At 50.0% G+C, this 19,755-nt stretch carries 19 protein-coding genes; 11 read left to right on the top strand and 8 right to left on the bottom strand.

Translation table 11 applies throughout. The annotated features are described in order from the left end of the window. The first annotated feature begins 8 nt into the window (after nucleotides 1-8). The 3 genes from ACKWCC_RS13520 to ACKWCC_RS13510 all read left to right on the top strand — a co-directional run bounded on the left by ACKWCC_RS13520 (nucleotide 9) and on the right by ACKWCC_RS13510 (nucleotide 3,124). The gene (locus ACKWCC_RS13520; protein ID WP_413996478.1) at nucleotides 9-638 is read left to right on the top strand and encodes a bifunctional nuclease family protein; all 630 of its coding nucleotides are present in this window, start codon (nucleotides 9-11) and stop codon (nucleotides 636-638) included. Between the two features lie 155 nt (nucleotides 639-793). Then, nucleotides 794-2,116, top strand: coding sequence for a NupC/NupG family nucleoside CNT transporter (locus ACKWCC_RS13515; protein ID WP_413996521.1), 1,323 nt, complete (start codon nucleotides 794-796; stop codon nucleotides 2,114-2,116). Nucleotides 2,117-2,299: 183 nt separating this feature from the next. Further along, nucleotides 2,300-3,124 carry a thymidylate synthase gene (locus tag ACKWCC_RS13510; protein WP_413996477.1) on the top strand — a complete coding sequence of 275 codons (825 nt, stop codon included), beginning with the start codon at nucleotides 2,300-2,302 and terminating at the stop codon, nucleotides 3,122-3,124. 238 nt (nucleotides 3,125-3,362) lie between these two features. On the opposite strand, the gene ACKWCC_RS13505 is transcribed toward ACKWCC_RS13510, so the two are convergent. Further along, nucleotides 3,363-5,111: a hypothetical protein gene (locus ACKWCC_RS13505; protein ID WP_413996476.1), complete on the bottom strand. Its 1,749-nt coding sequence runs from the start codon at nucleotides 5,109-5,111 to the stop codon at nucleotides 3,363-3,365. Nucleotides 5,112-5,335: 224 nt separating this feature from the next. Here ACKWCC_RS13505 and ACKWCC_RS13500 point away from each other — a divergent pair, with 224 nt between their 5' ends. The 5 genes from ACKWCC_RS13500 (at nucleotide 5,336) to ACKWCC_RS13480 (ending at nucleotide 10,035) form a co-directional block, all read left to right on the top strand. Further along, nucleotides 5,336-6,040 carry a response regulator transcription factor gene (locus ACKWCC_RS13500; protein WP_413996475.1) on the top strand — a complete coding sequence of 235 codons (705 nt, stop codon included), beginning with the start codon at nucleotides 5,336-5,338 and terminating at the stop codon, nucleotides 6,038-6,040. Then, nucleotides 6,037-7,530 carry a sensor histidine kinase gene (locus tag ACKWCC_RS13495; RefSeq protein ID WP_413996474.1) on the top strand — a complete coding sequence of 498 codons (1,494 nt, stop codon included), beginning with the start codon at nucleotides 6,037-6,039 and terminating at the stop codon, nucleotides 7,528-7,530. Before ACKWCC_RS13500 ends, ACKWCC_RS13495 begins: the two co-directional genes overlap by 4 nt. 62 nt (nucleotides 7,531-7,592) lie before the next feature. Further along, nucleotides 7,593-8,753, top strand: a complete 1,161-nt coding sequence (gene egtB / locus ACKWCC_RS13490) for an ergothioneine biosynthesis protein EgtB (RefSeq protein WP_413996473.1) — start codon at nucleotides 7,593-7,595, stop codon at nucleotides 8,751-8,753. A gap of 14 nt (nucleotides 8,754-8,767) precedes the next feature. Then, entirely contained in the window at nucleotides 8,768-9,742 is a 975-nt protein-coding gene (gene egtD, locus ACKWCC_RS13485; RefSeq protein ID WP_413996472.1) for an L-histidine N(alpha)-methyltransferase, read from the top strand. An 11-nt stretch (nucleotides 9,743-9,753) separates the two neighbouring features. After that, nucleotides 9,754-10,035 carry a DUF427 domain-containing protein gene (locus ACKWCC_RS13480; protein WP_413996471.1) on the top strand — a complete coding sequence of 94 codons (282 nt, stop codon included), beginning with the start codon at nucleotides 9,754-9,756 and terminating at the stop codon, nucleotides 10,033-10,035. 66 nt (nucleotides 10,036-10,101) lie between these two features. On the opposite strand, the gene ACKWCC_RS13475 is transcribed toward ACKWCC_RS13480, so the two are convergent. Next, nucleotides 10,102-10,398 carry an isoamylase early set domain-containing protein gene (locus ACKWCC_RS13475; RefSeq protein WP_413996470.1) on the bottom strand — a complete coding sequence of 99 codons (297 nt, stop codon included), beginning with the start codon at nucleotides 10,396-10,398 and terminating at the stop codon, nucleotides 10,102-10,104. A 150-nt stretch (nucleotides 10,399-10,548) separates the two neighbouring features. Then, nucleotides 10,549-11,634, bottom strand: coding sequence for an aminotransferase class V-fold PLP-dependent enzyme (locus tag ACKWCC_RS13470; protein ID WP_413996469.1), 1,086 nt, complete (start codon nucleotides 11,632-11,634; stop codon nucleotides 10,549-10,551). A 325-nt stretch (nucleotides 11,635-11,959) separates the two neighbouring features. On the opposite strand from ACKWCC_RS13470, the gene ACKWCC_RS13465 reads away from it, so the two are divergent. Further along, nucleotides 11,960-12,457, top strand: a complete 498-nt coding sequence (locus ACKWCC_RS13465) for a dihydrofolate reductase (RefSeq protein ID WP_413996468.1) — start codon at nucleotides 11,960-11,962, stop codon at nucleotides 12,455-12,457. A 5-nt stretch (nucleotides 12,458-12,462) separates the two neighbouring features. On the opposite strand, the gene murI is transcribed toward ACKWCC_RS13465, so the two are convergent. Both murI and pafA read right to left on the bottom strand, forming a co-directional pair. Continuing rightward, entirely contained in the window at nucleotides 12,463-13,251 is a 789-nt protein-coding gene (gene murI / locus ACKWCC_RS13460) for a glutamate racemase (protein WP_413996467.1), read from the bottom strand. Between the two features lie 4 nt (nucleotides 13,252-13,255). Beyond that, nucleotides 13,256-14,926 (bottom strand): alkaline phosphatase PafA, encoded by a 1,671-nt coding sequence (gene pafA / locus ACKWCC_RS13455; RefSeq protein ID WP_413996466.1) that lies wholly within the window; start codon nucleotides 14,924-14,926, stop codon nucleotides 13,256-13,258. 115 nt (nucleotides 14,927-15,041) lie between these two features. Here pafA and ACKWCC_RS13450 point away from each other — a divergent pair, with 115 nt between their 5' ends. Continuing rightward, the gene (locus tag ACKWCC_RS13450; RefSeq protein WP_413996465.1) at nucleotides 15,042-15,779 is read left to right on the top strand and encodes an MlaE family ABC transporter permease; all 738 of its coding nucleotides are present in this window, start codon (nucleotides 15,042-15,044) and stop codon (nucleotides 15,777-15,779) included. Continuing rightward, entirely contained in the window at nucleotides 15,779-16,546 is a 768-nt protein-coding gene (locus ACKWCC_RS13445; protein ID WP_413996464.1) for an ABC transporter ATP-binding protein, read from the top strand. The genes ACKWCC_RS13450 and ACKWCC_RS13445 overlap by 1 nt, the downstream gene beginning before the upstream one ends. A gap of 53 nt (nucleotides 16,547-16,599) precedes the next feature. On the opposite strand, the gene ACKWCC_RS13440 is transcribed toward ACKWCC_RS13445, so the two are convergent. Genes ACKWCC_RS13440 through ACKWCC_RS13430 form a run of 3 tightly spaced genes read right to left on the bottom strand, consistent with a single transcriptional unit; the run spans nucleotide 16,600 to nucleotide 19,754 of the window. Further along, the gene (locus ACKWCC_RS13440) at nucleotides 16,600-18,069 is read right to left on the bottom strand and encodes a DUF389 domain-containing protein (protein ID WP_413996463.1); all 1,470 of its coding nucleotides are present in this window, start codon (nucleotides 18,067-18,069) and stop codon (nucleotides 16,600-16,602) included. Nucleotides 18,070-18,081: 12 nt separating this feature from the next. Beyond that, nucleotides 18,082-19,152, bottom strand: coding sequence for a mannose-1-phosphate guanylyltransferase (locus ACKWCC_RS13435; protein ID WP_413996462.1), 1,071 nt, complete (start codon nucleotides 19,150-19,152; stop codon nucleotides 18,082-18,084). Then, on the bottom strand, nucleotides 19,149-19,754 hold the full coding sequence (locus ACKWCC_RS13430; RefSeq protein WP_413996461.1) for a SprT-like domain-containing protein: 606 nt from the start codon (nucleotides 19,752-19,754) through the stop codon (nucleotides 19,149-19,151). The genes ACKWCC_RS13435 and ACKWCC_RS13430 overlap by 4 nt, the downstream gene beginning before the upstream one ends. Nucleotide 19,755: the final 1 nt, after the last annotated feature.

The raw sequence follows: 19,755 nt of genomic DNA, 5'->3' as shown, positions 1-19,755 counted from the left end.
CAACCTACATGAGCCTTGTACGATTAAAAATTAAGGGTATTTCCTATAGCCAAACTCAAAATGGCGCATATGCCCTTATTTTGAACGAAGACCAGGGCGATCGAAAATTGCCCATAGTCATCGGTGCTTTTGAAGCCCAGTCCATTGCCATAGCCCTGGAAAAGGAAATACGCCCTCCCAGACCGTTGACCCATGACCTTTTCAAGAATTTTTCGGACCGCTTTGGCATTGTGGTGAAACAGGTCATTATACACAAATTGGTGGATGGGGTCTTCTATTCCAGCATCATCTGTGAACGGGAAGGCATAGAGGAGATCATAGACGCCCGTACCAGTGATGCCATTGCCCTGGCGCTGAGGTTTGATGCGCCCATCTTCACCTATAAGAACATTTTGGACCAGGCGGGCATCTTCTTGAAGTTTTCTTCCAAGGAAAAGGACAAAAAGGATGCTGAGGGAAGTATCATGGTGAACGAGATCCTTCAGGAAGGGGAAACGGTAGAGATAGAGTCCGGGGCCTCTGACGGATACACCGAGCTGAATCTGGATGAACTGAAGGCAGAACTGCTCAAGGCCGTGAACAACGAAGACTACGAGAAAGCGGCCAAGCTCAGGGATGAAATATCCAAAAGAAATTGATTCCGCGCTCCCTTAGGATGAAAAAAAAACTTGGACTGTTTCCCATGCTGCTCTTCTGTTTGGGAACGGTTTTTGCCCATGACGGCCTAAAGCCCAGTGTCACGGCTCCAGAACTGGCCCAAGCCCTTGAAGCACAGGCAACGGCCCAAGAGGTCATGGAGGCCCTGCCCAGTGCGGGGATTTCCCTGAACAGTGTTTGGCGCGGAGCTTTGGGCATGTTGGTGCTGCTCCTCATCGCCTACCTCTTCAGTGCCAACCGAAGGGCCATCAACTGGCGTACCGTGGGCATTGGTTTAGGGTTACAGATGCTCATAGCCATTGGGGTGCTCAAGGTGCCCGCCATACAATATATTTTTGAACAGATCGGGAAAGTCTTCGTGAGCATTTTGGAATTTACGCGTGCGGGCAGTAAATTTTTGTTTGAAGGGCTCGTGGTGGACACCACCACCTTTGGCTACATTTTTGCGTTCCAAGTGCTGCCCACGATCATTTTCTTTTCCGCACTTACCTCCCTCCTCTTTTATTTGGGGGCCATACAAAAGGTGGTCCGGGCCTTGGCCTGGTTGCTGAGCAAAAGTTTGGGCATTTCCGGGGCAGAAAGCCTCTCCGTGGCCGGCAATATCTTCTTGGGCCAGACCGAGGCCCCCCTGCTCATCAAGGCCTATCTTGAGAAAATGACCCGCTCCGAAATTCTTTTGGTCATGATCGGGGGCATGGCCACCGTGGCCGGTGCGGTACTGGCCGCCTACATTGGCTTTTTGGGCGGAGAGGACGAAATACTGCAGCTCGTTTTTGCCAAACATCTTCTGGCGGCCTCGGTGATGGCGGCGCCAGGGGCCATTGTCATATCCAAAATGCTCTACCCCCAGACCGAGGCCGTGCACACGGATGTGAACGTCTCCTCGGAAAAAATAGGCTCCAATATCCTGGACGCCATTGCCAATGGCACCACAGAGGGCCTTAAATTGGCGGTGAACGTGGGTGCCATGCTCTTGGTGTTCGTGGCCATCATTGCCATGGTCAACGGCATCTTGGAATGGACGGGAGACCTTACCCACCTAAACACCTGGATCGCGAAAAACACGGCCTACCAAAAGTTTTCCCTAGAGGCCATTTTAGGAACCATTTTTGCGCCCTTGATGTGGCTCATTGGTGTGGCCAAGGAAGACATCATGCTCATGGGCCAACTATTGGGCATAAAATTGGCGGCCAGTGAATTTGTGGGCTACATTCAACTGGCAGAATTGAAGGACCTGGCCACCCTACCGGCCCTGAAGTACAACAAATCCATTATCATGGCCACCTACATGCTGTGCGGTTTCGCCAATTTTGCATCCATTGGCATACAGATCGGCGGCATTGGCTCCTTGGCGCCCGGACAACGAAAAACCCTTTCCGAATTTGGGATGAAGGCCGTACTTGGCGGTTCTTTGGCCTCCCTGCTATCGGCCACCATTGCCGGTATGATCCTAGGTTAAACAGCTGCGTCTTCCAAAGGGCATTTGTGCCATTTTCGTTGATAAATAGTGATATGTTTTAGATTTCCGATGGAAATAAGACGGCACCGTTTTTTTAATTTTACCGTTCATTCGTTGTGTTGGGCAAAGGACCACAACCACTAACAAAGTGGCTCTCCCCGAGGGCGCTATCAAGGAAAAGAGATGAAACAATACCACGATCTATTGGAGCACGTGCTGGAGCACGGCAACCAGAAAGGCGATAGGACCGGAACAGGGACCAAGAGTGTTTTTGGCTACCAAATGAGATTTGATCTTTCGGAGGGTTTCCCCATGGTCACCACCAAAAAGCTTCACTTAAAATCCATTGTGCACGAATTGCTGTGGTTTTTAAAAGGGGACACCAACATCCGCTATCTGCAAGAGAACGGGGTGCGCATCTGGAACGAATGGGCAGACCAAAACGGAGACCTTGGCCCTGTCTATGGCCACCAGTGGAGAAATTGGAACAGCGAGGAGATCGATCAGATAAAAGAGGTGGTGCACACCCTTAAAAACAATCCCAATAGCAGAAGGATGCTGATCTCGGCCTGGAATCCCAGTGTTTTGCCGGACACCTCCAAATCCTTTGCCGAAAATGTGGCGAACGGCAAAGCCGCCCTGCCCCCTTGCCACGCTTTTTTTCAGTTTTATGTGGCCAATGGCAAATTGAGCTGCCAATTGTACCAACGCAGTGCGGACATCTTTTTGGGCGTGCCCTTTAACATAGCGTCCTATGCCCTCTTCACCATGATGATGGCACAGGTCTGTGGTTATGGAGTCGGTGATTTTGTGCACACCTTTGGGGATGCCCATATTTACGACAACCATATGGAGCAGGTGCAATTGCAGTTGAGCCGTGAGCCCAGGCCCTTGCCCAAAATGATCATAAACCCGAAGGTCACCGATATCTTTAAATTCAAGTTCGAGGATTTTAAGCTTGTGGACTATGATCCGCATCCGCACATAAAAGCCACGGTGGCGGTCTAGTTCCAGTTGTCCGTTGAAAGCCTCTGGCAAATGGTTTTTAGTTTCCCTTACGTCCTTTTACGGACCAAGGCCGGCCTTTTTTTCCGAAAGCCAAAAATCAACACCATTTTTTTACTGCTCGCTTAAGGAGAATTGGGTTAAAATGCCAAGGCATGAGCAAAAAAAGAAGCCCAAACTTTCGCTTGGGCCTCTCAACTTAAGAATTAAACTAAACACAACACTTCTCCATAGCTAGTTTTTAGTCGCCAACCCTGGTAACCGTTATAAAGTTGGACAGGTCAAAGAAACCCTCCAGGTTGTTCGCATTTTGTCCTTCCGCCAAGCCCGTTATCCCGTCTTCATAGGTAAGGTGCCATATATAACAGATACCGGCGCCGGCCTGGTTAAAATCTATTGCCTCCACGGCTTCCAAAGTAGGTGGCAGGCCCAGAATGACCCCTGAATCGTCGGTGATGACAAAAGTCTGGTTGGAGCCGTTTACCTTGGCGGCATCCAACATGAGGCCACTGACCATATCTGGCGTGTTATCCATGACAAAGGTGTACGGGCCACCGGACAAGGTGCCCGCCTCCAAGGCGTTCCTTGTTACGGTCAGGGAGTTGGAAATCCCATAAAAGCCTTCCAGGTCCGCAACATTGTTACCAGCGGCCAAACCGGTTAGGCCCTCCTCATAAGTAAGGTGCCAAATAAGGCACACCCCGGCACCAGCACCATCAAAATCCACACCCTCCACATTGGAAAGCATGGGTGGCAATCCAAGAATGTTGTTCTGGTCATCCGTGATGATCCAGGTCTGTAGGGTACCTGTAAGTTCAGTGGTATCCAGGGCAATCCCGGTGACCCTATCGGCCATTCCGTCAACCGTGAAATCGTAGGGGCCACCGGAGATCACCCCAGCGTTCAAAGCGTTTCTGTTTACCGTTATGGCATTGGACAGTGCAAAAAAGCCATCCAAATTCCCTGCATTGCCACCGGTTTCCAGCCCAACAATGCCCTCTTCATAGGTAATGTGCCAAATAAGGCATACCCCGGCACCCGCACCATCAAAATCCACACCCTGAGCGGCCTCCAAGGTGGGCGGTAGGCCAAGGATGTTCAAATCGGCATCGGTAATGACAAAACCGGATCTGCTGCCATTCACCATATTGGCGTCCAGGGCCAGATCCGTTACCCTATCCGGATTGCCGTCTATGGTAAAGTCATACGGCCCACCGGACAGGGTTCCCGCCACCAAGCCTTTTCGCTGTACCTCTATAAAGTTGCTGAGGCTAAAACTGCCCATAAGGCCATCCAGACTGTTTCCTGCCTCCAGGCCTTCGAGAGCGCCGGAATAGGTTATGTGGTAAATGTAGCAAGACCCCACACCGGCACCGTCAAAATCCACTCCCTCCACGGCTTCCAAAGTGGGCGGCAGGCCCAATATGTTTCTGGAATCATCGGTAATGACAAAGGATTGGGTCTCACCGTTAAGTGCGGCACTGTCCAAGGCAATTCCAGTGACCATGTCCGGTTTTCCGTCTACCAAAAACTCAAAGGGCCCGCCGGACAAGGTGCCCGCATTTAGGCCACTGCGCACCACGATCAAAAAGTTGGAGAGTGCAAAGTCTCCCGATAGGTTGTCCAAATTTGTACCCACTTCCAATCCGGAAAGGCCCGGCTCATAAGTTAGGTGGTAGATGTAACAAGAACCAATGCCGGCCCCGTCAAAATCCACACCTTCCACATCCACTAAAGTGGGTGGCAGTCCCAGGATATTCTTGGCATCGTCCGTGATCACGTAATTCTGCACACTTCCCGTAAGGGCCGATGCATCAAGGGCAATACCGGCAACCATATCCGGTTGCCCGTCAACGGCAAAGGAAAATGGCCCCCCTGAAAGGGTACCGGCATTCAGTTCCAACACAGCAACATCCGCGTCGTTCTCACTGCAGCTCCAGACAAAAAGGGTCATGGCAAACAGCATGGCAATCCATTTTAAATTGTTCATTGTTCTTTATGTTTTGATTTGGCACAAAGAAACCCCGAGGCTGTAACAGAAGTATCACATAAAGTTCATTTTTTATAATCAACTCTTTATCAGAGATTTAAAATAAAAAATAGAAAATCCCTGTCAGCAATCCACATTTTTACCGACTCTAAGGGAGCGGACGCAGATACCCTGGATGTGCATTGTGACCTTTCCGTGATAGTTTAACCCTTATTTCGTATCCTATGAAAACTGTACTGATCATTGAGGACGATCCGGAAATTGTTCGGCTACTGGAGATTCACTTAAAAGACCTGCATTGCACCGTTCATTCTTGCCACGATGGCAACAATGGCTTGGCCAAGGCTTTGGAGCTGGTCCCGGACCTTATCATATTGGACATTATGTTGCCCGGTAGGGACGGTATCGCGGTCTGCCAACAAATAAGGGCCAACAACGTACCTTCTCCCATCCTTATGCTAACCGCCAAATCTGAGGAGATAGACAAGGTGTTGGGCCTTGAAATAGGTGCGGACGACTATCTCACCAAACCTTTTAGCATTCGGGAATTCATAGCTCGCGCAAAAGCGCTCTTTCGCCGGCAACAATTGGCCATGGCATCCCAAGAAGAAGCGCCCCTGAAGAAAATTTCCCGTTTCGGGGCGTTGACCATAGACTTGGAAATGCGCAAAGTTGTGGTAAACGGCAATAGGGTAGAGCTATCCCCCAAAGAATTTGAGCTCTTGGTGCTGCTCTCTTCCAACCCTGGAAAAAGTTACGACCGATCCAAACTATTGAACCTGATCTGGGGCTACGAATTTAAAGGGTATGAACACACCGTAAATTCCCACATTAACAGGCTCAGGGCAAAAATAGAGCCCGATATGGGCAAGCCCACCTATATCCTAACCACCTGGGGCGTGGGCTATAAATTTAACGAAGAGCTATGAGCACGACCATCCTATCCAACAAACTGGTAAGAAAGCTGGCCCTTTCCTTTTTGGCCATTCTCATACTGGCCGGTCTGGGCTATACGGTAGCGACCATTCATCTGTCCAACAACTACTTTAACGAGACCACCCAGCGGTTGCACGCCAACCTTGCCCAAGACCTTATTGACGAAAAGTTTGTGCACCAAAGCCCCATTGACAGTTTGGGCAAGGTCAACAAGGCCCTTTTTGGCGATATCATGCACAATATGATGGCCGTAAACAGGGCCATAGAAGTCTATTTACTGGATTTGGACGGCACAGTGCAATACTCTGTGGTACTTGATCACGATGCGCCAAAAACCAACCAGAAACAAGTGAACACGGCCCCTATTGAAGCGTTCATCGCTGCAGAGGGAAAGGGTTATTTTTTGGGCGATGATCCAAAAAACGTGCAAAACCAACAGGTTTTTTCCGTGGCCAAATTTAAAAAAGGCAGTACAGAGGGCTATATCTATATTATCTTGGCCGGGCAAGACTACCTAAACACCAGGGACCTTCTCTTTGGCAGCTACGCCCTTAAACTGGGGGTGGGCTCTCTATTGGTAACCCTACTTTTTGCGGCTATCTTGGGAGTTTTGTCCGTCTGGTACCTGACCAAAAACCTCAGGGAGCTGGTCTTTGCCGCAAAACGTTTTGCCCAGGGCGACCTAAATCATCGGATCCATAATGCAGAAAAAAGCGATCTTGCCGGAGTGACCACCACTTTTAACCATATGGCCAGTACCATCCTGGCCGATATGGAAAAAATCAAGTCCTTGGAAAAGCTTCGCCAAGAGCTCATAGCCAACATCTCCCACGATCTGCGCACGCCACTGGCCATTATACAAGGCTACATAGAGACCCTACAGATGAAGGATGCCACCCTAAGGGCCGATCAGCGATCGGAATACCTGGGCACCATAAGTTCCAGTGGTGAAAAACTTTCTAAATTGATAGGACAGCTATTTGAATACAGCAAGCTGGAAGCCAACCAAATCACGCCCCAAAAGGAAGCCTTTCTCATAAGCGAACTGGCCAACGATGTGCATAGAAACTATCAACTCCTGGCCCAACAAAAAAATATTTCGCTGAAACTGGAAATGGACCAAGGCATTCCATTGGTCTTCGCAGACATATCCTTGGTGGAGCGCGCCGTACAAAACCTTATGGACAATGCCCTAAAATTTACCCCAGAGCACGGAGAAGTGGTGGTGGGCATTGTGCCCAAGGAAAATTTTGTGGAAATTACCATAAAGGATTCCGGACCGGGCATACAAACAGAAAACCAAGCCCTGATCTTTGAACGCTATCGGCAAACAAAGACCGGGCAACAAAAAGAGGGTGCAGGCCTTGGACTCGCCATTGTTAAAAAAATAATGGAACTCCACAATTCCAGCATAAGGGTGCTCAGTAAGCCCAACGAAGGTACAGCCTTTGTTTTTGACTTGCCCATTCACCAAATGGCGTAATCCAGAAAAGGTGCCATTACAAAAAAGAGAGATTATTCTTTATCTTTAGCAAAATAGCTTTAATGATACTTACCAATTCCCTCGTGGATTTCTTCTTGAAGACCCGAGCCCACACGGAAAAATTGTGCAGCCCCCTTGAAATTGAAGATTACGTGGTACAGCCCATGGCAGATGTGTCCCCGCCCAAATGGCATTTGGGGCACACCACTTGGTTTTTTGAGGAGTTCATCCTAAAAAAGCACCTCCCGGAGTACGAGGGCTTCAACCAGGATTTTGCCTTCATCTTCAACAGTTACTACGAGGCCATGGGCCAACGGGTGGTACGGGCCGATCGGGGCAACTTGTCCAGACCCTCCGTGGCGGAAGTATATGACTATAGGGCCCACGTGACCGCGGCCATGGAGAAACTGCTGGGCCAAGGGGAGATCGGCGCGGTGTCCCATCTACTGGAAATCGGGATACATCATGAAAAACAGCACCAAGAACTGCTGCTAACGGACATAAAATACATCTTGGGCAACAATCCCCTGCTGCCCGTTTATTCCAGCAGCATCAAGGAGCATCAGCAGAACAAAACGGCCCAAGAATGGTTGTACGTCCCCGAGGGGCTCTATTCCATTGGCCATGCCACGGACGGCTTCTGTTACGATAATGAGTTGGGCCGGCACCAAGTCTATCTGAACCCTTACAAAATCTCCAACAAATTGGTGACCAACGGTGATTTTATGGACTTCATTTCCCAAGGGGGCTACGCCCAGTTCCATCATTGGCATGCCGAGGGTTGGGATTGGGTGCGAAAAGAAAACATAACCGCCCCACTGTACTGGCATTACATTGATGGCAACTGGCACCACTACACCTACAACGGACTCAAAAAGGTGCACAAAGATGCGCCGTTGACCCATGTTTCCTATTTTGAGGCCTTCGCCTACGCCCAATGGAAAGGTTGCCGCCTGCCCACGGAATTTGAATGGGAAGCCGCACAGCATCGGTTCTCCTGGGGCCAGCGGTGGGAATGGACGGAGAGCGCCTACCTTCCCTACCCCAACTACAAGAAGGCACCCGGGGCACTGGGCGAGTACAATGGCAAGTTCATGGTGAACCAAAAAGTACTTCGGGGCAGTTCCGTGGCCACGCCCAGCCAACACGCACGCCCCACCTATCGCAATTTTTTTCAAACCCATACAAGATGGCAGTTCACCGGACTGAGACTGGCCAAATAACCCCGTATTCCCCTATGCAAGAAGCACTGAAACCCACATTGGCGACCCAATTTGAGCAAGACGTCCGTTCCGGGCTTACCGCTTTCCCAAAGTACCTATCCTCCAAGTACATCTATGACCGGACGGGAGACCGCCTGTTTCAACAAATCATGGAATTGCCGGAATATTACCTGACCAAAACGGAGTACCAGATCATAGAGCGGCACAAAACTGCCCTGGCCCACCATTTTTCCAAGGGAACAAAATCGTTTCATTTGTTGGAGATGGGTGCGGGCGACGGTACAAAGACAAAAATCCTGTTGCGCCATTTTACGGCCCAAGGGCTCAATTTTAGTTATAGGCCCATAGACATCAGTGCAAGTGCCCTGCGATCATTGCAGGACAGCTTAAGGGAAGAACTTCCCCAACTAAAGACGGCACCTTTGCAGGGCACCTATTTTGAGACCCTGAGCCAGCTGAACTTTGGCCCGGACCAACGCAAGGTGATCCTCTTTTTGGGAAGCAACATAGGCAATCTGCTGCATGACAGAGCCATTGAATTTCTCTCCCAAATCCAGGCGTACATGGCCCAGGACGATCTGCTCTTCATTGGGTTTGACCAGAAAAAAGATCCGCAGACCATTCTGGATGCCTACAACGACAGCAGTGGGGTCACGGCACGTTTCAACAAGAACCTTTTGGTACGCATCAATAGGGAACTGGGCGGTAATTTTAAGGTGGATGCGTTTAAGCACTGGGAAACCTACGACCCCGAAACGGGCACGGCCAAGAGTTACCTGGTGGCCACCCAACCCCAAGACGTTAGATTGGAGGCGCTTGACCTGGACATCCATTTAAATGCTTGGGAAAGCATACACACCGAAATATCGCAAAAGTATGACGATGCCACCGTGCAATGGTTGGCAGGGCAATCCGGACTCACCATACTGGAGCACTTTGGGGACGATCGCGGATATTACAAGAACTATCTATTCACAAAAAACCTATAAAAACCTTTGAGATGAAAGCTATTTGGAACGACACCGTCATCGCCGAGAGCAATGACACCCTGGTGGTGGAAAACAACCACTACTTCCCTGAGGACAGCATAAAAAAAGAATTTTTTAAAAAGAGCCCTACACACACCACCTGCCCCTGGAAGGGCCAAGCCTCTTACTACACCCTTGAGGTGAACGGAAAGGAAAATCCCGATGCCGCATGGTACTATCCAGAAGTGAGCGAACTGGCAAAGGGCATCAAAGGCCGCGTGGCCTTCTGGAAAGGGGTCTCCGTGGTGGAATAGCGAGGTTGAACGGCATAAAAAAAGCCCGGATCGTTCCGGGCTTTTACATGCTTTAGGCTGAAAACATTAAAGTTCCAACACCGCGTTTTCAGAACCGGCATAGTCGTTCCACTGGTAACGATCGGCCTCTGTTTCGTTCACGTAATTGCCATCCACAAGGTATTTGAACTCATAGGCGTTCTCCTTGGGCAGATCGAACGTGCCCTTAAAGGTACCGTTCTTTAATTTTTTCAAGGTGCTCCCTTTTGGGTTCCAATTGTTAAAATCCCCAACAACGGCCACTTTCTTGGCTTCTTCCGCCGGTACGGTGAAGGTCACCTTACAAACGGGCTTTGTCTTTAAATACTTCTTTGCAATTGCCATGGTAAAACTTTTTTAAGATATACGGCAAAACTACCAATTTAAGTTGCTCATTGACAATGACTAAGGTCATTTTTATGGTTTTATTAAAAAATTGGCGGCATTTGGCAAAAGTCCAAAGATTAAGCCGTTAAAAAGACAAAAGTCGCAAACTTACAGCACCCTTTGCAAGATTCTTCCGATGGCATCAATTTCCGCCTCCCCATTAAAAAAATGAAAGCCCAACCGAATGCCATTGCCCCGTTTTGCGCACACCACCCCGTTTTTGGCCAACGCATGGAAGACACGGTCATTTGCCTTGATGTTGAATATGGTGCTTTGGTTTTCCTCTTCCCAAAAGGTGTGGTCCAAGAGCCCCAGGGAACCAAAGGACGCCAGGCCCTTTTTGGAGAGCTCCCTATGGTGCCCAGCGATGTTGTGAATACCCAATTGGGAAAGAAACTTCAACGAAAAACCAAGACTGCCAAAACTAAGGGGGCATAAGTGCCCGGGCTCCATCCGCTTGGCAAAGGGAACATGCCCTTTCCGATCAAGTTCCCCATTGGCGGAATTGAAACCGATTGTTTTGGGCAAAAACCGTTCTTTGGCCGCCTCGGAGAACAACATGAAGCCATTTCCGTGTCCTGCCAAAAGCCACTTGTAGGCACTGGCACCGAAGACGTCTATGCCCGAATCCTTAAAATTGAAAGCCATGGTGCCACAGAACTGGGTACCGTCCACCAAAATGGTGAGCGCTGGATAGAGGTCTTTCAACTCCTTAAAAAAACCGCTTCTAAACCGGTACCCATGTAACCATTGCACCATGCTTACGGCCAGCACCTCTATGTTCCTTTCACCAATTTCCCCTTCCATGCGCGCCTCCAGATGTGGGGCAAGGTCCAGATAGTGCACTTCAAAATCACGGTGCTCAAAAGGCCAGTTCAAGGAAGGGTAGTCTTCCCTTAAAAGCAACACCTTGGTCTTGGGGCGCAAGCCCTCCAAAAGTAGGTTCATGGCCGTGGAAAAATTGGGCACCAAGGCCACGTCACCGGTCTCCGCGCCAAAAAAATCGGCCACCCCTTGCCGCGTCTGGGACAATAGGGCCGTGTTCCGTTCGCCCGCGGCGCTGCCGTATTGCATGGTGTTTTCGTCATGTTGGCGCCGCCATTTCAACAGCGGCTTGTAGAGAGGGCCAAAAACGGGTGTGTTGGCGTAAATACCTTTGTCCATTACTGGAAATTCATCTCTGATGGAGTTCATCTCAGGTAGATTATGATGTATGCAATAGGCTTTGGCAAGCCATCAAAAACAATTGGCTTATCTTAGCCTAAAGATACGTGATGTGGCACTGGGAAAGGACTTCCATCCTTTTTTTCTGGCAACGGGATGTACCGGAACCCATATCGGGGCAGTGTCCCGGCCAAAGGGGCAGCGGCACAGATAAGCAAAACCGCAAGGGTACGGTTTTTGCCCTGATCCCATTGGAATGAACAGCGTGCACCACAAAAAGCCATTGTGGAGACCAAAGAAAAAGTCAGTGTTTGCCCCTACGGAACATGGACCCAATTGTTAAAAAATATTATAAGTGAGCACCATTACCATGATCGCGGCGGCCGCGGAAAACAATGCCTTGGGAAAAGACAACGAACTCCTCTGGCACCTGCCGGATGATTTTAAGCGTTTCAAGAAACTGACCATAGGCCACAAAATCATTATGGGCAGAAAAACCTTTGAGAGCTTCCCGAAGCCCCTTCCCAAGCGAACCCACCTGATCATTACCAGAAACAGGGACTACAGTGTGGACCACCCCGATTGCCAGGTGGTGCACTCTTTGGGCGAAGCACTGGCCTTGGTAGAAGGGGAGCCTGCCTTTATCATAGGTGGCGGTGAGATTTACCAACAGGGGGAAGCCTTTGCAGACGTCTTGGAACTGACCCGGGTACACGCTGCATTTGAGGCCGATGCCTTCTTTCCGGAAATCAGTGATACCCTCTGGAAACTGGTTGCAGAAGAACACCATCCCAAAGATGAGCGCCATGCTCATGCATTCACCTACCGCACCTATCACAAAAAAGATTCCTGAAACCCTTACAACGGCAAGGAGGAAACGGACACATTTTTGGAAATGGGCCCCACGAAGTGCTCCAGCACGGTCTTACTGCCATTGGTGTAGAAAGCATGCCGGCTATCCGGGGCCGTAAGGTTCAATAGCCCCAATTGCCCCAGTACCTTCTTGGTCTGCCGGGCCACCGCGGCACCGGAATCTATAATGGTGACCCCCTGAGGCAAAATTGTTCGTAACAACGGTACCAAGTAGGGGTAATGGGTGCATCCCAAGACCAGGTAATCAATATTTGCCTGGATCATTGGCCGTAGATAAAGCTCCAACAATTTCCGCATTTCCGGACCGTGCAGCTGGCCCGCTTCCAGTAAAGGCACCAGTCCCTTGCCATCCTGTTCCACAATTTCCAGACCAGCCGCATGCATCTGGGACGTACTGTGAAACAGCGCGCTGGACAAGGTGCCGTGGGTGGCCAAAACCCCCACTTTCTTTGTCCTGCTGTTCAGGGCCGCGGGCTTTATGGCCGGCTCAATGCCAATAAAAGGAATTGGGTAATGCTTGCGCAGGTGCGCTATGGCGTTGGTGGTGGCCGTGTTGCAAGCCACCACAATGATCTTGCAATCGCGCTCCAGGAGCCACTCCGTGTTTTTCACGGAGAGTCGCAGAATTTCTTCGGGGCCCTTCTCCCCATAGGGAGCATTGGCGCTATCTGCCAAATAAATGATGTTTTCCCTGGGCAGCAATGTTCTGATCTCTTTCCAGATAGAGGTGCCGCCCACTCCAGAATCGAACATACCTATGGGGCGCTCCTCCATTGGTCTATTCTTGCTCCAGGACTTCGGGAATTGGCCTACCGGTTGTTCCATTGGGAAAGGACACCCCCAAGAGCGTGGCCATGGTGGGGGCTATGTCCGGTATCTCGGTCCTTTTTACCGTGCTGCCCTTTTTGATGCCCTTGCCATAGAAAAGCAATGGGGAGTGGGTGTCATAGATCTGGGGGGATCCGTGGGTGGACCCTGTTTTGGAGTAGCTGACGTGGCCGGGCTTGAGCACGATGAGAACATCTCCCGAGCGCTTTTGGTGATAGCCGTTCTGAAGAATGTAGGGAATGCCCTGGGTATAATTGGTGGTCCACATTTGGTGGCCGGTGTACACCCGGTCCACAAAGTCATAGCCCAAAAATTCACGGGCAATGGTCTCCTGTACGTCCTTGATGTCCAAGTCCAGATTTTCAATGATCTTGTGGTCCAAGAACAGCTGGTAGTTGGAGAAATTCTTGACAATGTCCTCCGTGCCGTAAGTGTACTTCAGGAATTCCGAAAAATTCCGCTGTACGGCCTTGCGATCAAAATAGCCCGCGGGAACGCGCTGATCCATTAAATAGCTTGGCACCTCCACTGCGGCATGATCGGAGGTAAGGAAAACCGTGTACTCGTCCTTGCCCACGCTTTGGTCCAAGGCCTCAAAAAGGCGGGCCAGATCACGGTCCAGCCTAACATAGGTGTCCTGTATTTCCTTGGACCCCACACCAAACTTATGCCCCACATAGTCCGTACTGGAGAAGCTAATGGCCAGGAAATCGGGGATGGCATCTTGGCCCAAACCTTCGTTTTCCATTGCCGCAATGGAGAAATCCACCAGAATACTGTTCCCAAAAGGTGTGGTCTTGAGCAGATCAAAATCGCCTTCCTTGTTCAGCAGCCCTGTGGTGCTGTGGGGAAATACGGGCGCGGTCTCCCCTTCAAAAAGTCCCTCATAGGCATTATTGTCCGGACCGCTCTCCACGTAGGCATCCAGATCCTTCAAGGTGGTCCACGCCTTTTTGTAACTGCCCGCCTTGCCAGAAGCGTTGAAATCCTGCACCCACTTGGGCAATGCCTCCATGTAATAGGAGCTGCTGATCCATTTTCCTTCGTCCTTGCCATGGAACCAATAGGCGGCGTTGGCGGTATGCCCTCCCGGGAGCACGGCCCCACGGTCCTTTATGGAAATGGCAATGGTCTTTCCGCGCATTTGGGTGTGCAGGCGAAGTTCGTCCGGTAGCGTGGTCACGTTCATCCGGTGCGGGGACATCTTTCCGGCATCGGAAGTGGTGCCCACGGAGGTTTGTGTAGGATCTCCGGCACAGTACACGCTGGCATCCGTTTCCTTGTCGTACCAATCATTGCCAATGATGCCATGGCTGGCGGGCGTGGCGCCCGTGTAAACGGAGGCATGGCCAGGACCGGTGCTGGTAGGGGCATAGTTGAAGTGGTGGTTCTTGCAATTGAAGCCCTCATTGATGAACCTCATAAAACCATCTTCCCCGTAATGGTCCGAAAAGCGGGTAAGGTAATCGTACCGCATCTGATCCACCACAATGCCCACCACCAATTTGGGCGTGGTCTTTAAGTTTGATGGGGCGGCCACGGCCTCTTTTTTTCGTTGCGCCGTACCGTAAAAAAACAACAGGGACAACAAAACGGACAGGAAGAATCTCACTTTTGACATGGGAAGGAAGGATAAAAAATTAGTCTGGTAAAAGTAAATAAAATGTAGCTTAAAAGATGAATTAAAGGGCGTTTCCAAGCCATTATTGTTATTTTTACGGCAAGAGATGTGGTCTATGAATTATTTTTCATCTATAGGTAGCTACGCTATCATGGTCAAGGAAGTTTTTAAGAAGCCCACAAAGTGGAGAATAATGAAATCGCTCATTTTAAAGGAAATAGATGAGCTCATATTCAACTCCTTGGGAATCATTGTCTTCATCTCTTTTTTTATTGGTGCCGTGGTCACGATACAAACGGCCCTGAACCTTACCAACCCCATTATTCCCAAGTACCTCATAGGTTTTACCACCAGGCAATCGCTCATATTGGAATTTAGCCCCACCTTCATCTCGATCATCATGGCGGGCAAGGTGGGGTCTTACATTACCTCGAGCATAGGCACCATGAAGGTCACGGAGCAAATAGATGCGCTGGAGGTCATGGGCGTAAATTCCTTGAACTACTTGGTGTTTCCAAAAATCATTGCCATGCTCTTCTATCCTTTTGCCATTGCCATATCCATGTACGTGGGCATCTTTGGCGGATGGGTGGCCGGAGTCTTTGGCGGTTTTTTAACCAGTGCCAATTTCATCGAGGGCCTACAACTGGATTTTATTCCCTACCATGTGACCTATGCCTTCATAAAAACGCTCTTGTTTGCCTTCATCATTGCCACCATACCGTCTTACCACGGATTTTACATGAAAGGCGGCGCCTTGGAAGTGGGCAAGGCCAGCACCACCGCCTTTGTGTGGACCAGCGTGGCCATCATCATCCTTAATTATGTACTAACCCAATTGCTCCTAGGCTAATGATCATTGTGAACGACATCCATAAGTCCTTTGGTGACTCCCATGTCCTTAAAGGGGTGAGCACCACCTTTGAAAACGGCAAGACCAATTTGGTCATAGGACAGAGCGGCTCCGGGAAAACGGTCTTCCTAAAGTGCCTCTTGGGCCTTTTTGAGCCCGAGGAGGGCACCATTGAATATGACGGCAAGGCCTACGCCACATTGACCACCAAGGAAAAACGAAATCTAAGGCAAGAGATGGGCATGGTGTTTCAGGGCAGCGCCCTGTTTGACAGTATGACCGTTGCGGGCAATGTGAGGTTCCCACTGGAAATGTTCACCAAACAACCCAAATCGGAGATGGACGACCGGGTAAACAGCGTGTTGAAAAGGGTAAACCTCTCTGGGGCAGATGACAAGTTCCCCGCAGAAATCTCAGGGGGCATGCAAAAACGGGTGGCCATTGCGCGGGCCATTGTCATGAACCCAAAATACCTCTTTTGTGATGAGCCCAACTCAGGGCTGGATCCAAAGACCGCCATCCTCATCGATGACCTTATCAAGGAAATCACGGAAGAGTACAACATTACCACGGTGATCAACACCCATGACATGAATTCCGTGATGCAGATCGGCGAAAAAATACTCTTCTTAAAGAATGGCCACAAAGAATGGGAAGGCACCAAACACGAAATCTTTAAGACGGACAATGCCGCCGTGACCGATTTTGTCTATTCATCCGATCTGTTCAAGAAAGTTCGGCAGATGTACATTGAGGAAAAAAATTAGGTCCGCCCACCATCTGGAATGGGATGGGAAAATCCGGAAAAAAGGGCTTGTCCCTATTCTTGGGGCATTTCCTTCACTTGGATGGAATTGTTGTTAAGGCGCACCTTTAACCATTGCTGGAGCCGTTCCATATCCTTTTCCCTTGCCCGTTTACCGACCCCTTTTTTCCAGGCCACCTCGAACACGGGGATGGTGTCCGTTTTCTCAAAATTGGTTGAAATCAGGTAAGCGTATGCCATTTGCTCCAGGTTTTCGTAACTGGCCCTGGCCTCCCTGCTGATCTCCATAAAGGGGATCTGACTTTTGGAAATTTTCTGCAATCGGTTCAGTTCTGACTCCAACAGGGCAATCTTCTCGTCCCTACTGGTCAGTTGCACCTTTTGTGACTCATAGAGTTCGTTCACATATTTCAACTCGTCCAGGGCATCGTCCCTAGAGCCTTGCACCACGTTTAGGGTGCTCCCCTTTAACTTGGGGTACTCGCTCATCTGCACCTCCCAGGTGGCAATGACGTTGTCCGGTATGGTCTCCGTTCCCATGAACACCACCTCAATGGAAGAGCCATTGTCCTTATCATACTGTATGTCCGTGAGGTCCTTTAGGTAGCGGCCCTCCCCGGTAAATTTGTACGGTGCAATTTTTTCTTCGACAAAATTGGTGGCCTGGGTCTTAAAGAGCGATTCCTGAAATACGTTGTAAAAAGTGAACAGCGCGGGCACCATCACGGCCACGGCCACGAGAGAGGCCATTCTGGCAATGAAACGCCTTCGCTGGGAATTGGCATAGCGCACCATGGGAAAACGCAGCAACTTAAGCACCAAGAAGGTGGCCAGGGCAATGAAAATGGTGTTGATGGTAAAGAGGTACATGGCGCCCCCGGCATAGCCCCAATTGCCAATGGCCAGCCCAAAGCCCACCGTGCACAAGGGCGGCATCAGGGCCGTGGCAATGGCCACACCGAAGATGACACTGGCTATGGTTCCCTTTTTGGCCCTGGCTATGACCAGGGCAAGACCACCAAAAAAGGCAATGAGCACATCCCTGATATCGGGCGCCGTGCGCGCCAATAGTTCCGAGGATTCATCGCGCAGCGGAAAAAACTTAAAGAACAAAAAAGCCGTGAGCACACTGAGAATCACCATGACCGCAAAGTTCTTTAGGGAGCGCTTCAGGGTGTCCACATCATTGATGGCGATGGCCATGCCAATGCCCAAGATCGGCCCCATAAGGGGAGAAATAAGCATGGCCCCGATGACCACGGCGGTAGAATTGGCATTGAGGCCCACGGAGGCGATAAAGATGGAACAGATGAGGATCCAGGCCGTATGGCCCTTAAAGGATATATCGGCCACGATGGCGGCCTTGGTCTCTTCCTGGTCCGTATTGGGCCTAATGTCCAAGAGTTCGGACAGAAAAGACTTCACACTGCCCAGCAGGCCCTGAAAATCCTTCTTTACGTCATCGCCACTTTTATTGGGCTTTTGCGTAGGGGTTATATTGTCTTGGTTCAATCTATCTGACATGCTCAAGCACGGTTATGTTCCAAATTTTTCCTTGACACCCGCGACAATTTGCTTGATGTCCTGTTCTTTGCGCTTTGGATAAATCAAAAGTACGTCTTCTTTATCGACGATAATATAGTCATTAATTCCATCGACCACCACAATCTTCCCCTTTTTTGTCCTGACCATGTTTCCTGTGGCATCTTGGGCCAGCAAACGTGCTCCCACAAGGGCATTTCCATCCGGGTCCTTGTCCAGCTTGCCGTAGAGCGACCCCCAGGTGCCCAGGTCGTTCCAGTCGAACGAGGCGGCCAGAACAAAGATGGCGGGCGATTTTTCCAAAATGGCATAGTCAATGGATATGTTCTCTGCCTGGGGGTAGTGGCTTTCAATAAAGGCCTTTTCTTCGGGGGTGTTATAGGCGGGGATGCCTTTTTCAAATAGCGCATACTGTTCCCGTTGGTAGGTTTTGAACGCTTGTACAATGGTCTCCACACTCCAGATAAAGATGCCGGCGTTCCATAAAAAATTGCCCTGCGCCAAAAAGCTCTTGGCTGTTTCATAATCTGGCTTTTCCCGGAACTGTTCCACTTTTTTTAATCCGTGCCCCGTTGCCTTGTCAAACTCAATATACCCAAAACCGGTGTTGGCAAAGGTGGGGGTTATGCCCAGGGTGCAGAGCACTTGCTCCGTTTCGCATTTTTTGAAGCAGGCCTCAACGTCTTTGGCAAAAGCGTCCTTGTCCTCGATCCAATGGTCGCTCGGAGCCACGATCATCACGGCATTGGGGTTTTTTTTCTTGATCTTGAGTGCGGCGTACAGGATACAGGGCGCGGTATTGCGCATGGCGGGTTCCAGCACCACTTGTTCCTGGGTCACTTGGGGCAACTGTTCCAGTACCAGGTCATTATAGCGCTCATTGGTAAGGATCAGAATGTTCTCGGTGGGCACAAACGTGTTTAAGCGCTCAAAGGTCTTTTGGATCAAGGTGGATCCGGCACCGAGCATGTCATGGAACTGCTTTGGGTAATCTGCCGTGCTAATGGGCCAAAACCTTGATCCCACACCACCGGCCATTAAAACGGCATAATAATTTTTGTTCATCCTAAATGTATTGGTTCTACTTCCGCATTGGGCTGAAAGAGGTACATCTTGCCGGAGCCCAGCTCCGTGCATTCGTATCTTTTGATTCGTTTGTTCCCCTTTTTGAAACGTTTTCCGTTGTAAATCCGGAAAATGCTTCCCTTGGGCAGTTCAAAAACATAGCTTTTGTGCGACTCTTGCTCGTCATAGCTTTTCAGGGCCACGGAAAGCGCCGCATCCGTACTGCTGCTTGCCTTGGGATTTCTAAAGTGTTTTGCCAATAGGGGCAACAGGGCCGGTGGGAAATAGTCCGGACCAATAAAGGGCAACATCAGGTGTTGAAACGTATGCTTCCACTCCCTACCGTGCGGCTTAATGTTCCTGCCAAACTTCTCGAAGGCGATCAGATGGGCAATTTCGTGCACCAAGGTAATCAAAAAACGATATTTGTTCAGGGTGGCGTTCACGGTAATTTGATGTTGGCCATTGGCCAGTCTTCTATAATCGCCGTGCCTGGTGACCCGTCCGTTCACAATTTTCAGGTGCACGTTGCATTCCCTGATCAGCCCCATACAGGGATGCACGGCACGCTCGGGAAGGTATTTTGCCAACACTTTTTCCATA

Origin of the sequence: Maribacter aquimarinus, assembly GCF_047345505.1 — a bacterium.
GTDB lineage: Bacteria > Bacteroidota > Bacteroidia > Flavobacteriales > Flavobacteriaceae > Maribacter.
Note: the sequence above shows the minus strand (reverse complement) of the source record. Positions and strands in the feature narration are given on the sequence as shown.

Bases quoted from the DNA above. Each gene is read 5' to 3' on its own strand.
- ACKWCC_RS13445 (WP_413996464.1), top strand. From the start codon at position 15,779: ATGATCATTGTGAACGACATCCATAAGTCCTTTGGTGACTCCCATGTC.
- ACKWCC_RS13430 (WP_413996461.1), bottom strand. From the start codon at position 19,754: ATGGAAAAAGTGTTGGCAAAATACCTTCCCGAGCGTGCCGTGCATCCC.
- ACKWCC_RS13510 (WP_413996477.1), top strand. From the start codon at position 2,300: ATGAAACAATACCACGATCTATTGGAGCACGTGCTGGAGCACGGCAAC.
- ACKWCC_RS13515 (WP_413996521.1), top strand. From the start codon at position 794: ATGGAGGCCCTGCCCAGTGCGGGGATTTCCCTGAACAGTGTTTGGCGC.
- murI (WP_413996467.1), bottom strand. From the start codon at position 13,251: ATGGAGGAGCGCCCCATAGGTATGTTCGATTCTGGAGTGGGCGGCACC.
- ACKWCC_RS13435 (WP_413996462.1), bottom strand. From the start codon at position 19,152: ATGAACAAAAATTATTATGCCGTTTTAATGGCCGGTGGTGTGGGATCA.
- ACKWCC_RS13480 (WP_413996471.1), top strand. From the start codon at position 9,754: ATGAAAGCTATTTGGAACGACACCGTCATCGCCGAGAGCAATGACACC.
- ACKWCC_RS13500 (WP_413996475.1), top strand. From the start codon at position 5,336: ATGAAAACTGTACTGATCATTGAGGACGATCCGGAAATTGTTCGGCTA.
- egtB (WP_413996473.1), top strand. From the start codon at position 7,593: ATGATACTTACCAATTCCCTCGTGGATTTCTTCTTGAAGACCCGAGCC.
- ACKWCC_RS13470 (WP_413996469.1), bottom strand. From the start codon at position 11,634: ATGAACTCCATCAGAGATGAATTTCCAGTAATGGACAAAGGTATTTAC.
- ACKWCC_RS13495 (WP_413996474.1), top strand. From the start codon at position 6,037: ATGAGCACGACCATCCTATCCAACAAACTGGTAAGAAAGCTGGCCCTT.
- ACKWCC_RS13505 (WP_413996476.1), bottom strand. From the start codon at position 5,111: ATGAACAATTTAAAATGGATTGCCATGCTGTTTGCCATGACCCTTTTT.
- pafA (WP_413996466.1), bottom strand. From the start codon at position 14,926: ATGTCAAAAGTGAGATTCTTCCTGTCCGTTTTGTTGTCCCTGTTGTTT.
- ACKWCC_RS13440 (WP_413996463.1), bottom strand. From the start codon at position 18,069: ATGTCAGATAGATTGAACCAAGACAATATAACCCCTACGCAAAAGCCC.
- ACKWCC_RS13475 (WP_413996470.1), bottom strand. From the start codon at position 10,398: ATGGCAATTGCAAAGAAGTATTTAAAGACAAAGCCCGTTTGTAAGGTG.
- ACKWCC_RS13450 (WP_413996465.1), top strand. From the start codon at position 15,042: ATGAATTATTTTTCATCTATAGGTAGCTACGCTATCATGGTCAAGGAA.
- ACKWCC_RS13520 (WP_413996478.1), top strand. From the start codon at position 9: ATGAGCCTTGTACGATTAAAAATTAAGGGTATTTCCTATAGCCAAACT.
- egtD (WP_413996472.1), top strand. From the start codon at position 8,768: ATGCAAGAAGCACTGAAACCCACATTGGCGACCCAATTTGAGCAAGAC.